This is a genomic window from Hyphomicrobium sp. (assembly GCF_036833075.1).
Taxonomy (GTDB): Bacteria; Pseudomonadota; Alphaproteobacteria; order Rhizobiales; family Hyphomicrobiaceae; genus Hyphomicrobium_C.
In genome coordinates, this window is the sequence record NZ_DAITQL010000040.1 from 1663 (window position 1) to 14462 (window position 12800).

Sequence of the window (12800 nt, forward strand, 5' to 3'; positions counted from 1 at the left end):
ACTCAACAAGCGCTACGGACTGACCTACAAGGTTTTCCTGGTCCCGACGGTGGAGGAGTTCGAAGCCCTGCTCAAAGCCCACGGCGTCGGCAACGGAAGCGACTACGACCGCTCACGCCGCACCATTTTCGAAGCCTGGAGAGCCGGCCCCGCGGGCCACGGCGGGATCGTGCTCAAGAAGGCGTCGCTGAAGCTGCGGGGCGGATTGGGAGATGCCGGCGATCCGTCCTCCGCAAATCCGCTGTTCGCGATCAACGACTCCGTCGTCGTCCACGTCTCACATCCGGCGAACGGATATCTCATCGTTCTCAACGACGACATGGCGAGCAACAGGGTCGTGTGCATGGCGCCGTCCTGCTACGCTCCCTATCTGGCGGCCAACGGCCGGTCGAGCGTGATCCCTGCCGAGGACGTCGAGCCCTCCGTCATCCCCATGTATGGGCCCGGCGGGCATTATCGGCTGTATGCCCTGTGGACGGCCACGGAACCCGCCCAACTTGGTTTCGCCGGCCCGGCCGCGGCCATGGTCTCGGCGCCGTATCTGCTCTCCCTCACAGATTTCCAGCAGTTCGCCAGCTATGTCGATCACCAGCGGCGCAGCCGGCGACAGGAGGGCGCCAACCATCACCGCACCCAGCTTCTGATCGCGGACTACTGGGTGCAGTCCGGAACGGCACAGGGGCCATGACGAGACCACAGGATCGATAAAGCAGGCCCGCCTCGTCAACCGCCTGGCTCGAACAGCACGAAGCCCGCCCAATGATAGGGATGCGCCGCACCCGGAACGCCGGTGCAGCCTTGAAGCATCGCGTGTTGCGCTTCGCGCAAGGCACGGGCGATGGATGCAGCGTCGCGTGAGGAATGCGCGAGCAGACGCGCATAGAAGTCACCCATGAGCGTCGCCGCGCTGGCGTCCGCCACCGGCCACAGGGTTCCGAGAACACAGCGCGCACCTTTGGCCTGAGCAACGGCGGCCACGCTTTCGAGCGTCGCCTCGCCGCTCTCTGACACGGCCGACTCGCAAGCCGCCAGCACCAGCAAATCGACGCCCGAGAGATCGAAGCGCGGCGCTCCGAACTGACTGACCGTCAGCCGCTCCCCCTCCGCCAGCGCGAAATACGAGCGGCCGGGCATCCCGGCGGCATAGTGAAAATGGCTCGCGACATGAACGATGCCCGGAGCGCGCGCCAGACCATCCGCCAATCCGTCCGCCGTGAAGCTGTCCGCCCAGGAGGCGGCCGGGCTCAACGCCGCAATCCGCGACAGCTCGAGCCCGAGGTCCGCAGCGGCGCCCTGCGGTCCGAAGAGAAGAATGGATGGCGAGGCGCCTGACGGGAGCGCCGCGCGCCGGCCCACGCCTGTCCGGATCGAGATCGCAAAGCGCGCGGCCAGCACGCTCTCGCCATCGTGGAGGGCGGAGAACGGCAGGTACGCGAACGGACCTTCGAGCGCGAACGAGATCCGCCGGACCGGGCCGGCCAACATGCCTTCGAGCGGACGGACGATCAGATCATAAAGCGCGCGCGCCGCGTCCTCCCAATCGGGCCTGAGACCGATCAGGTGCTGGCGGAATGCGAAGATCCCGCGCGCAAGGTGGCGGGCCTCGGCCGCGACGGCGAAACGGCGCTCGCCCGCGGCCGATCGCGCCCAGACGATCCAGCTCGTTTCGCCGCGCAGGAAATCGACCTCGACGCAGTCCGGCTGAGGCGCCGCTTCGTGCGATGTGGGGGCGCCAGCACCACGAGGCACCACCCAGTCCTGGCGCAGAACGTTGTCGATCCAGCCGAGCAGCGCCCCCTCACGGCGGATCGTCTCCTCGGGGTCCGGCACGTGCTGAAGCGCGAGGCTCTCCTCGGAGAAATCCGGCTCGAGAGCCTGGATCGCCGCCTGATGGCGCGCAAGCTCGGCCAGGAGCGCCGCCTCGGCGTCCGTCAGGGGCACATCGCGGCCGCGCGGGTCCGCATCCTGGTCCCGCCGCAGCAGATCGTACGCAATCTCCTGCTTGGTGCGCGCCTGAACACGGGCAGCCTGCGGAAACTGCGTCGCGTCAACGAGGCGCGTCGCCAGGCGTTGCAGCGGAAGCCGGCGCTCGCGCCGCTGCCGCGCGTTGCCCTCGGCGGCGAATGCGCTGATCCGAAGAAGGCTGGCCGCCGCTTTGCCGAACAGGATGGCCGCCTGGTCTCGCCCTCGTGAAGCCGCCACCTCCGCAAGACCGGAAAGCAAGCGCCATTGCCCCTCCGCGCTGCCGCGACGCGATTCCGCGAGGAAGGTCGCGCGCAGGATCTCCGTCGCGTCCCGGATATCGCCCGGGGTCGGCTCGCCTTCGGGCTCGGAGAGCAACAGCCCGAGCCGGATCGCAGCGGACATGGCATGCCGGTCGCGGTAATCGATGGTCTGGGGAACGAGCGGGCGAAGGCTCTGTCGCGCCTCCTCCCATCGGCCGATCTGGGTCAGGATGGCGGCGCGCTCGACGAGCAACGCTGCAGGCTCGCCATCCTCCTCGGCCTCTGCCAGCCGCGCGGCCGCGGCAAACTCCTGCGCGGCCGTCTCGAGACGCCCGTCGGCTTCGGCCCACACCGCATTGATCATGGCAATTTGCGCCGCAACGGCCTCGGGTGCCGCGCGGCTGGCCAGCCTCTCGAAATAGTCCCGCATCGCCAATCCGATCCGCAACGCGCCGTTGCTGAGGAACCAGGTCGCGGCGTTCGACACGCCATAGATGGCACGCACGTTCCAGGACGCACGGCGCGGCACCAGCCGGACGTAGGCGCAGTAAGAGGCGTTGGCGACGTCTTCCTCGTCGAGGTATTCGGCGAGAATGGCGCGGCCGTTGAGCCAGCTCAGCCGGTCGTCGACGCTGGCGGCCGCATCCGGCTTGCACGCCTCGAAGAGCAGCTCCGCCTGCCGCAGGGCGCCTTCGTCTTTCAGAATCATGGCGAAGCGGCGCCGGACCGTCATGGCTCTTTGCGCCACGCCAGCCCGCACATCCTCATCCACGTGCTCGGCGCCGGCCACCTCGTTCGCGATCCGCAGCGCCTCCTGACAGGCCGCGATCGCCGCCTTGTTCTGGCCCGTATAGCTCCGCGCCAGCGCCGCATCCATGAGGAGGTCGATCATGCTTTCATCGCTGCGCGTGGGAATTTGCCGGAAGCGCGCGAGCGCACCCTCGGCATGGACGGCATAGGCGCCAAGCTGCCCTTTTCGAAAAACCGTCTGAGAGTGGCAGCGATGGGCGCACGTCGCGCGGAAATGCTCGCTCGGAAACTCGGCGAGAAGATCCAGGCACGCTTCGGTTTCCTGCAGCGACTCGTCGAGCCGGCCCGCAGCACGGAAGTGCTCCGCGAGACGATAGCGAAGATCGGACAGGCGCAGCCGATCTTCTGGCGTGGCACGGACGCAGGCCGCGATCTCCGCCACAAGCTCCGCGATCTCGCTATCGCCTCCCATTCACCGCCCCCCGACCGTCCAATCCCTTGCAGAGAGCGTAACAGCCGCCCCAAACTGAAGCCACAGCGGACGGAGGCATGCGCGAGCGCGGACACACACCCCTCGAAAGCCGGCCCCGAAACTCTTGAAGCGTCCGCGCCCGCCGCCATATCGGCAAAGAGGAAGGTCGCCGCGGCACGAGAGGCACGGGGATGGCGGCAAAGAAAGGAACACGGCGATGGGCTACAAGCCTCACGGATACACGTCCGCAGCGCCCTATCTGATCGTCGACGGCGCCAAAGCGACCCTGGATTTCCTTGTGCGCGTCTTCGATGCCGAGCCACTGCGCCAGATCCCCGCAGAGAATGGGAAGCTCAGGCACGCCGAGGCGAGGATCGGCGACACCGTCGTGATGCTCGCCGATCCGGCGGAAGGCTGGCCTTCCGTACCCGCTCACGTGCATGTTTATGTGGCCGACGTCGATGCGACCTACGCTCGTGCGATCGCGGCCGGCGCCGAATCCGTGCAGCCCCCCGCACAGAAGGACGATGCGGACAAGCGTGGCGGAATCCGCGATGCGGGAGGCACGACCTGGTGGATCGCGACACAGGTTGGACCGCCGTCGGTGGAAAAATAAATTTGACCGCAAGGACCGGAGTGCAGCCTCATCCTCACCGCCCTATCTTGCGAGACACAATGATGACGAAAGACCGCAAGATGAGCCGCACCGCAGAAACCCGTCTCCTCGAGGCCCAATCCGCACCAGGTGCGGAGACCCTCTATTGGAACGCCATCAAAGCGCGTGATCGCAGTTTCGACGGCACGTTCTTCTATGCCGTAGCGACGACAGGCGTCTATTGCCGCCCGTCCTGCCCGGCCCGCCTCGCCAAGCGCGAGAACGTCACCTTTCATACCTCATGCGCAGCCGCGGAAGCGGCGGGCTTCCGCCCCTGCAAACGCTGCAAGCCGAACGAGCCGTCTCTGCACGACACCTACGCTGCCAAGGTCGCAGAGGCATGCCGGCTGATCGAAGGGTCCGAGGACGTCCCCAAGCTCGACGATCTGGCGCGCGCCTTCGGGCTCAGCTCCTTCCACTTCCACCGCGTGTTCAAGACCATCGCCGGCGTGACCCCCAAAGCCTACGCCGTGGCGCACCGCCAGAATCGCTTGCGCGAGAATCTGCCTCGCACGCGATCGGTGACGGAAGCCATCCACGCCGCCGGCTTCAACTCCAGCGGCCGATTCTACGCCAACGCGGCGGGCGTTCTCGGCATGTCGCCGTCAGAGTTCCGCAAGGGCGGCGCCAACGCCGAAATGAAGTTCGCCGTCGGCGAATGCTCGCTCGGCGCGATCCTGGTCGCGGCGAGCGACAAAGGCATCACCGCGATCCTCTTCGGCGACGATCCGGAAGCCCTCGTGCACGATCTCGAGGACCGCTTTCCGCGGGCGACCTTGATCGGAGGCGATCACGCCTTCGAAGACACCATGGCGAAGGTCGTCGGCCTTGTCGAAGCGCCGGAACGCGGCCTGAGCCTGCCGCTCGATGTGCGCGGCACCGCGTTCCAGCACCGCGTGTGGGAAGCACTGCGTGAGATCCCGGTCGGCACGACGGTCACCTACACCGAGATCGCCGAGCGCATCGGCATGCCGAAAGCCGTGCGGGCCGTGGCCGCCGCATGCGCCGCCAACAAGATCGCGGTCGCCATTCCATGCCACCGCGTCGTGCGCAACGACGGATCCCTGGCCGGATACCGCTGGGGCGTCGCCCGCAAGCGCAGGCTGATCGAGCGGGAGGCCGCGTCGTGATCTCCCACCTCGTCAATCCCTACATCGTTGAAAAATAAATCGAACGCGTCCGCCGAGCGGGACCCGGAAAGCGCCGGCCATTGCCTCGCACAAATCCTCGCCCTCCGATGGCAGAGCTTTCGGTCTTGCGCTAATGTAGCCCCGTCTTGGATTTCGCCGCCGCTGACCGGAGGAGCCTTCCCGTGATCAAGATCTCACCCCTCACGTTGCTGTCTCTGACCGTCCTGGCGTTTCCCGCACGTGCCGAGCCGCCTGCAGACATCGATGCCTGCATTGCGCTCTCCTCGGAGACCACCCGGGCCGCCAATATCAAAACGGAAACCGACTACGTGAAATTTCACAGCATGCTTTTAAACCTCGACTCGGCTTGCGGGGCCCGCGACTTCGCCGAAGCCGAAAAAATTTCCCACGAGATCAAGGCGGCATTCCCGCCGAACAAATAGCGCGCTCTCAAACCGCTCAGAATGTCCTGGCTCATATCTCTCCTGCACGCCGCGGTGCGTCTCGTGTTCTTCGTCGCTCTCGCCGGCTTTGCGAGCTTGGGCCTGGTCTTTTGCTACAACTGGAACGACATGCACCGTCCGCCCGTCTCCTTCGACGCACCCGGAGGCAAGTGGACGCTGACCCTCGAGGAGCTCAAGCTCTCACAAACGTCCTATCAGAAGCGCGCGCGCCTCTCCATTCGGGCCGGCCCCATGGCCGGCCACGATCTGATCTGTCGCATGGATCAGATGTACGCAGACCGCGAGCTGTTCGACAGCATCCGCCTCACCTCCTGGCGGGACGACGACCTGAAGGTCGATTGGGTAGCGGGCACGCCCCCGGTCACCGGTACGATCGATATCGCGGCCATCTGCTCGGACACGGCGGTGTTCGACCATCGCCCGAGCCGCACGACCCTGCGCTTTCACGAGATATGCCTCGGGGTCGACTGCCGGCGTTGGATCGAGTGGCTCGATCCCGCCGGAGAGGGGACGCTCGTCACGCCGTGTCGCACCTCGGCGACGGGCGGCAGCCCCGTGTTCACCCTGCCAGGCGATGTGCGCGGGCAAATCGACATCGATTTCGATTCGGAGGCGAAGCGCGCTACGTGGATCAGCCGCAAAACCGGTCAGACCGGCGTCGTCGACTTCGCAACCGATTGCGACACCTAGCGGCAATATCGCCGGAGCCTCTGAGCATCTCGGCCGAAGTCAGGTCGGGTCGTCGTGAGAGCACGCGACAAAGGGGAAAGCGGGAGCACCCGAGCCGAGTCCATCGGGTCGGATGCTCCGGCCGCAGCGGCGAACGACGGCACGCCGCTTTTCAAAAAACGATGTCCTGAAACTTACGTCACCTTGGCCGCGAGCACATCGACCAGCTCGATCTTGGGCATCACGGCCAGCAGCCGCTCGGCATTTCCGAGCAGCGCCGCCGCGATCGGTCCGTTGAGGTGGGCAAGACGCCCCTGCTCGTCGTCGAACGTATCGTAAATCCCGAATGTGGACGGATCGAATTGAAGCGCAAACCAGGTCTTGGTGGCCGCCTCTCCCTCGGCGAGCGGCAACGCGCCTTCGAGAAAGGACTTCAGCTCCGCTTCCATCCCGGGTTTCGCTTCGAGACGGACGAAGATCGCTTTCTTGCTCATGATATCTCCTGCAATATGCGGCATTGACCGGATAGCGCCGTATTAAACGCGGCCGACGGCCAGGCTCGAATTGCGAAACTGGACATATTTGATGCCGTCCTCGCCATGCGGATAGATCTGCTCGTCCTGGACGGCGTGTTCGATACCGGGCTCGCGGCCCTGCAGGACACGTTTTCCCTTGCCCAGGATCTCGCCCGCGCACGCGCCGTGCCGACGAGGGAAGAGTTCATCGTGCGCCGCATCGGCGTCGCCGGGCCGGTGACATCCGCCGGCGGCCTGATCGTGCCGACCGAGCCCGCCAACGCAGCCGATCCGCCGGACCTGATCATCGTTCCCGCCGTCGGAGCAAAAACCCCGGACGCCATCGCTCGGGTTTTGGCGCGTGACGACGCGAAGGAGGCAAGCGCGGTGCTCCATGCGTATCGCCACGCGGGCGCAACGCTCGCGGCCGCCCGCACAGGCACGTTCGTGCTTGCCGAAAGCGGCCTGCTGGACGGCCTCCCCGCCACGACGAGCTGGTGGCTGACCAACGCCTTCCGTCTGCGATATCCCCGCGTCCGCATGGCCGAGAATTGCACGTTGCTGGATGCCGGCAGCGTCATCACGGCCGGCGCGGCGCTCTCGCATTTCGACCTCGCGCTCGCTCTCGTCCGAAGGCAAAGGCGCGCGCTCGCCTCGGAAACGGCGCGGTACCTGAGCATCGAGAACCTGCGCTCCACGCAGGCGGCATTCGCGATGCCCGACCAGGTCAGCCATCACGATTCGATCGTGGAGCGTTTCGAAAGCTGGGCTCAGGACAATCTCGCCGCGGGCTTCTCACTCGCAACCGCCGCAAAGGCCGTCGGAACGAGTCCGCGCACACTGGCCCGCAAGCTCCGCGGCACCCTCGGCAAAACACCGCTCGAAGCGTTTCAGGAGATGCGCGTGGAGCGCGCGCTGCAACTGCTGCAGATGACTCATGCGAGTGTCGAGGAGATCGCCGCAGAGGTCGGGTATGCGGACGGCGTATCGCTACGTCTCCTGCTAAGGCGAAAGCTTGGCCGCAGCATCGCCGAGTTGCGCAAAGCCGAAGCGGCTGCAACAGGCTGATCAATCCGTCTCGTCAAAATGAGGATGCCCGGCCAAAGGCCGGGCATCCCGAATGCCGCATGAGAGGAGGAACAACTCACGCAACATCGTCCCAGGTTCCCGGCGTCTTCTGGCCGGTCCAAAGATACGGATTGCTGAGGCCGATCCCGAAGATCAACGGGAAGACCAGCGACCAGTTCACGCCCATGTACGCATAGGTCAAAAGCTCCTCCATGCTGGAGAAGACAGGACCGACGAGCTTCACCAGAAGGCCGGCCACGATGACATCGAGCACGAGATAGAACACGCACGCGATCAAGCCGCCCCAGGGCATCGGAATCTTCGAGAACGGCCAGTTGTGCGTAATGATCGGCAACGCATAGTTGATGGACGTGGCCGTCATGAAGCAGAGCAGCCAGAAGTTATCGTCCGTGAAGTGGCCCATCGACCAGAATGCGGAGATCGGCGACTTGTCGAAGTCCCAATAGCCCGCCGCTCCCGAGATCATGAAGACGAGCGCTGCCACGGAGAACAGCATCGACATGATGACCACGGCCTTGCCCGGCTGTGACAGCCCACGCGCGAGATAGCTGACCGTTCCGGTGCCAAGCCCGACGAGAAGGAACGGAAACCACCACGCCGGCACCCATTTCATGGCCGAATGCGTGATGAGGTACGTGAGGCCCGTGAACAGAATGAGATGGATGAAGAACTGACGCGCGGGCGGAAGCGAGGAGACCAGGAAGTTGCCGCCCGCAAAGCAGAAGAACGCCATGAGGAACCAGGTCGTCCCGACCAGCGGAAAGATGCCGTCTGTGCCCGGCCCGATCGTGTGAATGAGCTTGGCGCTCCACCACCCGAGCACCCAGGAGACCGCGACGACCACGATCCCACGCAGGACGGGCCCCTCGATGAAATTGAAAGGCCAGCACGAGCTGACCGCGAACAGGCAAACCCACCACGCCGCAAAGATTTGCCACGACACGTTGTCGAGCCAGAACGACTTGGCGATCTCGTCGCCCTGCCAGGGTCCGATGGGAAAGTTCGTGACCCAGAGGTTCACGAGAAAACACGAGACGATCGAGGCGGCATAGATCCATATGAATCCGTTCACGGCCTCCTTCGGCCGGTACGGCGCAATCTCCGTGGACATTTCGCTTCCTTCCTAATGTTATTTTTTGTCGTGTTTTTTGACGTGTGCAAAAACCGCACTCCCGACCGACACAGACGCGCCGACATCTGCTCATCCGGGCTCGTGAAGGCTGATGGAAAAGGCGCAGTCCCGCCCCAGACCCCACCAGCCGGACGCTCGGCACAGCACGCGCCGATACGCTATGTATCGATCGGTACATAATGACGAGCGGACGCGAAAGAAGTCAAGAAAAAGGCGCACGCAGATCAACCGCGTGCGCCAAGGCAGGGAGAGAACATGGGGATTGCGCCGGCAGCCCCGCCAGAGCCTGATCGTTTGAGATGCGAGCGGCAGCTCGCATCGAGGGCGTGACTCAGACTCTCAAACAACGACCTGGAGCGCGTTCACGCTGAAAAGCGATCCAACAAGAGTGAACGTGCTCTAGCGGCGCCCCTGAGCGATCTTGACGGCCTCGGGCAAACGTCTGAGTGCCAGCATGGCGATCGTGCCGATCAGAGGACCCGGCACGAGGAGAACGAACGCCCACTGCCAGCCGCCGAGATAGGCGGCGAAGCTCGGGAGCGCCCGGATCGCAACGACGGTGAGCGCAAACCCCAGTCCGAGTTGCAGTGCCAGGCTGGTGCCGACAAACGAGGAGTCGCCGACCTCCGTGACGACGGCGGAAAACTGCGCCGAGTCCCCGATCACGCTGATGCCCCACACGACGGAAAGCGCGAGCAGCACCCACAAGGGTCCGGCGAACGCGAAGCCGATCACGGCGGCACATGTGCCGGACACCGCCATCATCAGGGACGTCGTAGCCGTGCGCCCGATTCGGTCCGCGAGGAGACCGCCAACAACACAGCCGAAAAATCCGGAGGCGATGACGAGGAAGGTCGTCAGCGACGCCGCCGATGCCGTGAAGCCGTAGGGCTCATAGGCGGCATGAATAAAGGCGAGGAACCACCCCCACATCGCATAGAGTTCCCACATGTGGCCGAAGTAGCCGACGTTCGCCAGCATGACGGGCTTGTTGCGGAGAACGAGCCCGATCTGGCGCGGGTTGAACGCCGCGCGTGGATAGGAAAACGGCCCGTCCACGGCATAGCGACCCATGAGAAGCGCGCCGACCAGCGTCAGCAACGACGTGCCGATCACGACGACGCGCCAATCGAGCGTCGATGTCGTGGCGCGCAGCAGGTGAGGAAAGGCGGAGCCCAAGGTCAGCGCGCCGATCACGATGCCGAGCGCCAAACCGCGGCCACGGATGAACCACGTCGAAATGAGCTTGAGGGCCGGCGGATAGATTCCCGCCAGTGCGACACCGGTGAGAAAGCGCAGCGCGATGGCCACTTCGGCATTGGGCGCAGCGAGAAGGGCGAGATTCGTCCCGGCCGCCAACAAGCCGGACCAGGCCATGAGCTTGCGGGCAAGAATGACGTCCGGCAGGTTGACGAGGCTGGCCCCCAAGGCGCCGGCGACAAAGCCGATCTGCACGGCATTCGTGAGCCAGGTCGCCGCCTCGTCGCTCAGCGCCCACACCGCTTTGAGCTCGCCGACGATCGCCGTTGCCGAGAACCACGTCGTCATCGAGAGCACGATCGCGAAGCTCAGGATCGCGAGCGTGCGCCAGCGGCCGGCGGCCTCCTCGAGGGGAGCTTGAAGCTCGGGTGAGGTCAGCACGTGCTCGCCTCGCAGCTTCCAGAGGCACGCGAGAGAGTCTTCAAGGCCGCGACGTACACGGTCGCGGTTCCGGAGAGGCAGACCTCCCCCTTCTCGTTGACGATCTGTGTCTTGAGCTCGCAGATCGGCCGATCGTCGCGGACCGACGCAACTTCCACCTCGGCCGTAATTTCCTCGCCCACGCCCACCGCGCGCACGAATCGCCAGTTCACGCCGAGAAACACGGTTCCCGGCCCCGGCAGATCCTCGGCCACGATGGCGTTCAGCAAGCCCGACGTCACCCCGCCCTGCACGATGAGCCGGCCAAAAACAGATTCGGAAGCAAGATCCTCGTCATAATGCAGGGGATTGTAATCTCCTGTCATCTCCGAGAACCGCACGATGTCTTCGCGCACCGTGCGCCGGGAGCGGCGCGCAATGGCGCCGACCTTCGGCTTGCCGTTAATCGTGGTCTCCCATGGGGACGATACCGTCGTCGTCACGTCGTTGCCTCCCGGGCCTGTGCAGCCATCTTGTTTTTGCGTGTGGGTCTGGATCATCAGTTGAATGGCGCGCAGCACCGGTACAAACTAAGAGTCATTGTGTACTGCCGCTGCACCTCGGAGGCGCCTTTTTCCGTTGTCGTACCATCGACCCGTTGCCGAACGACCGGCCGTCAATTACCAAGATGCAATCATGTGCGCTTCAGTTAGCCCACTTTAGGAACCGCCCGTGCCCCGCTCGATCGTGAAAGCTCCGAGGAAACGGCGGTCCGCCGCCGAAAAAACTACCACGGCTGTACCGACCAGTCCACAAGCATCCGCAGGGGACCTGGACAGTGCGGGGGCCGAAAAGGGCCGGGGCGCCCAGCAGTACGAGCGCATCAAGCGGATTGCGGCGGAACTGTTCGCCACGCGCGGCTATAGCGCGGTCGGCGTGGCAGAAATTGGCGAAGCGGTACAATTGGGCCGGGGCGCACTTTACTATCACATCAGCAGCAAAGAAGACCTGCTGTTCTCCATTGTCGTCCGCTATATAGAGGAGCTCGTCATCAAGGGGCGGGAGGCGATCGAAACCGAGCCCGATCCGGCAAAGCGGATTTATATTTTAAGCCGCCAGCTCATGACGACGATCTTTTCCAATCTCTCCGAAATGACCGTCTGCTTTCGCGAAGCCGACAGTCTGACGGGGCAGCGCCACCGCATCGTCTCGGACCTCCACCAGTCCTACCAGGACGTCTGGGCTTCGACCCTCAAGGAGGGTGAAAGAAAAGGCCGGTTTCGTCATCTCCCGACGATCGCCATCAAGGGCGTCCTCGGTATGTATTTCTACAGCTTCCTCTGGCTGAAGCCCGGCGGACGGCAGTCGGCAACGGAAATTGCAGATGTTTTCGCAGAGATGACGCTCTCGATCGCGGAAGGCCGTCCGAAAAAGGATATCAAGCTTCTCGACTGACGCTCAAACGTCGTGCGCCATTCTCACCCGTTTCGTCACGAGATAGCGCGCGTTGAAACGGTTCGGCGCACTCTTCAAAGGCGTGCATTGAAGGACGCCGATCCCGTTTCTCTCGAGAGCCGCTTTCTTCAACGGATTGCCCGTCAATAGCTCGAGCGACGTCAGCCCCAGATCCTTGAGGACGCGCGCGGCGAGATCGTAGTCTCGCGCATCCACGGGCGCCCCGATCTCCAAGTTCGCCTCGATCGTATCCGCGCCCCGATCCTGGCAGCCGTACGCAAGGATCTTCTGGTACAAGCCGATCCCCCGACCTTCCTGGTAAGGGAGATACACGACCGCACCGAAGGGGGCGGCGCAGACCGCATCCAGAGCCATCTGGAGCTGCCGATAGCAATCGCAACGCAGCGAATGGAACACGTCTCCCGTCACGCACCCCGAATGGATGCGCACGACCGGAACCGTCGTCTCGTCGGCAAGCGGACTGCGGTGAACGAGCACGAGAACCTCCTCGTGCGGCTCTTCTCCCTGGTAGGAGTAGGCATCGAGCATGACCTGCTGCCCGTGCCGCTCGATGGGAAGCTTCGTGACGACAGGCCCTTGGATGCTCGTCAACCGCGTTGGCAT

Annotated in this window: 13 protein-coding genes; 7 read left to right on the plus strand and 6 right to left on the minus strand. The window is 64.4% G+C overall.

All coding sequences use genetic code 11. From position 1 onward, the window contains the following. Positions 1-688, plus strand: a 688-nt coding sequence (locus tag V7082_RS12670; protein WP_334149059.1) for a hypothetical protein, incomplete at its 5' end; no start/stop codon positions are given. Positions 689-723: 35 nt separating this feature from the next. On the opposite strand, the gene V7082_RS12675 is transcribed toward V7082_RS12670, so the two are convergent. Then, positions 724-3447 carry a CHAT domain-containing protein gene (locus V7082_RS12675; RefSeq protein ID WP_334149061.1) on the minus strand — a complete coding sequence of 908 codons (2724 nt, stop codon included), beginning with the start codon at positions 3445-3447 and terminating at the stop codon, positions 724-726. Positions 3448-3664: 217 nt separating this feature from the next. Between V7082_RS12675 and V7082_RS12680 the strand changes: the two genes are divergently transcribed. From V7082_RS12680 to V7082_RS12695, 4 genes are all read left to right on the plus strand, one after another. Next, positions 3665-4063, plus strand: coding sequence for a VOC family protein (locus tag V7082_RS12680; RefSeq protein ID WP_334149063.1), 399 nt, complete (start codon positions 3665-3667; stop codon positions 4061-4063). Between the two features lie 80 nt (positions 4064-4143). Then, on the plus strand, positions 4144-5232 hold the full coding sequence (ada, locus tag V7082_RS12685) for a bifunctional DNA-binding transcriptional regulator/O6-methylguanine-DNA methyltransferase Ada (RefSeq protein ID WP_334149065.1): 1089 nt from the start codon (positions 4144-4146) through the stop codon (positions 5230-5232). A 182-nt stretch (positions 5233-5414) separates the two neighbouring features. Next, positions 5415-5675, plus strand: a complete 261-nt coding sequence (locus tag V7082_RS12690) for a hypothetical protein (protein WP_334149067.1) — start codon at positions 5415-5417, stop codon at positions 5673-5675. Between the two features lie 21 nt (positions 5676-5696). Then, positions 5697-6386, plus strand: a complete 690-nt coding sequence (locus V7082_RS12695) for a hypothetical protein (RefSeq protein WP_334149069.1) — start codon at positions 5697-5699, stop codon at positions 6384-6386. Between the two features lie 173 nt (positions 6387-6559). Here the strand turns inward: V7082_RS12695 and V7082_RS12700 are convergent, their stop codons facing one another. Further along, a complete protein-coding gene (locus V7082_RS12700) occupies positions 6560-6859 on the minus strand; it encodes a putative quinol monooxygenase (RefSeq protein WP_334149071.1) in 300 nt (99 codons plus the stop codon). A gap of 105 nt (positions 6860-6964) precedes the next feature. On the opposite strand from V7082_RS12700, the gene V7082_RS12705 reads away from it, so the two are divergent. Beyond that, a complete protein-coding gene (locus V7082_RS12705; protein WP_334149073.1) occupies positions 6965-7948 on the plus strand; it encodes a GlxA family transcriptional regulator in 984 nt (327 codons plus the stop codon). A gap of 76 nt (positions 7949-8024) precedes the next feature. Here the strand turns inward: V7082_RS12705 and V7082_RS12710 are convergent, their stop codons facing one another. The 3 genes from V7082_RS12710 to V7082_RS12720 form a co-directional block, all read right to left on the minus strand. Beyond that, a complete protein-coding gene (locus V7082_RS12710; protein WP_334149075.1) occupies positions 8025-9080 on the minus strand; it encodes a hypothetical protein in 1056 nt (351 codons plus the stop codon). Positions 9081-9500: 420 nt separating this feature from the next. Continuing rightward, the gene (locus V7082_RS12715; protein WP_334149077.1) at positions 9501-10742 is read right to left on the minus strand and encodes an MFS transporter; all 1242 of its coding nucleotides are present in this window, start codon (positions 10740-10742) and stop codon (positions 9501-9503) included. Then, positions 10736-11302, minus strand: coding sequence for a MaoC family dehydratase (locus V7082_RS12720; protein WP_334149079.1), 567 nt, complete (start codon positions 11300-11302; stop codon positions 10736-10738). Before V7082_RS12720 ends, V7082_RS12715 begins: the two co-directional genes overlap by 7 nt. A 151-nt stretch (positions 11303-11453) precedes the next feature. Here V7082_RS12720 and V7082_RS12725 point away from each other — a divergent pair, with 151 nt between their 5' ends. Then, positions 11454-12176, plus strand: coding sequence for a TetR/AcrR family transcriptional regulator (locus tag V7082_RS12725; protein WP_334149081.1), 723 nt, complete (start codon positions 11454-11456; stop codon positions 12174-12176). Positions 12177-12179: 3 nt separating this feature from the next. Here V7082_RS12725 and V7082_RS12730 read toward each other — a convergent pair whose 3' ends face one another. Next, entirely contained in the window at positions 12180-12800 is a 621-nt protein-coding gene (locus V7082_RS12730) for a GTP cyclohydrolase II (protein ID WP_334149083.1), read from the minus strand.

What these genes read in the sequence shown, in the direction of transcription:
- V7082_RS12675 (WP_334149061.1), bottom strand. Translation starts at nt 3,447, where the DNA reads ATGGGAGGCGATAGCGAGATCGCGGAGCTTGTGGCGGAGATCGCGGCC.
- V7082_RS12680 (WP_334149063.1), top strand. Translation starts at nt 3,665, where the DNA reads ATGGGCTACAAGCCTCACGGATACACGTCCGCAGCGCCCTATCTGATC.
- ada (WP_334149065.1), top strand. Translation starts at nt 4,144, where the DNA reads ATGAGCCGCACCGCAGAAACCCGTCTCCTCGAGGCCCAATCCGCACCA.
- V7082_RS12695 (WP_334149069.1), top strand. Translation starts at nt 5,697, where the DNA reads ATGTCCTGGCTCATATCTCTCCTGCACGCCGCGGTGCGTCTCGTGTTC.
- V7082_RS12700 (WP_334149071.1), bottom strand. Translation starts at nt 6,859, where the DNA reads ATGAGCAAGAAAGCGATCTTCGTCCGTCTCGAAGCGAAACCCGGGATG.
- V7082_RS12705 (WP_334149073.1), top strand. Translation starts at nt 6,965, where the DNA reads ATGCGGATAGATCTGCTCGTCCTGGACGGCGTGTTCGATACCGGGCTC.
- V7082_RS12710 (WP_334149075.1), bottom strand. Translation starts at nt 9,080, where the DNA reads ATGTCCACGGAGATTGCGCCGTACCGGCCGAAGGAGGCCGTGAACGGA.
- V7082_RS12730 (WP_334149083.1), bottom strand. Translation starts at nt 12,800, where the DNA reads ATGCCAACGCGGTTGACGAGCATCCAAGGGCCTGTCGTCACGAAGCTT.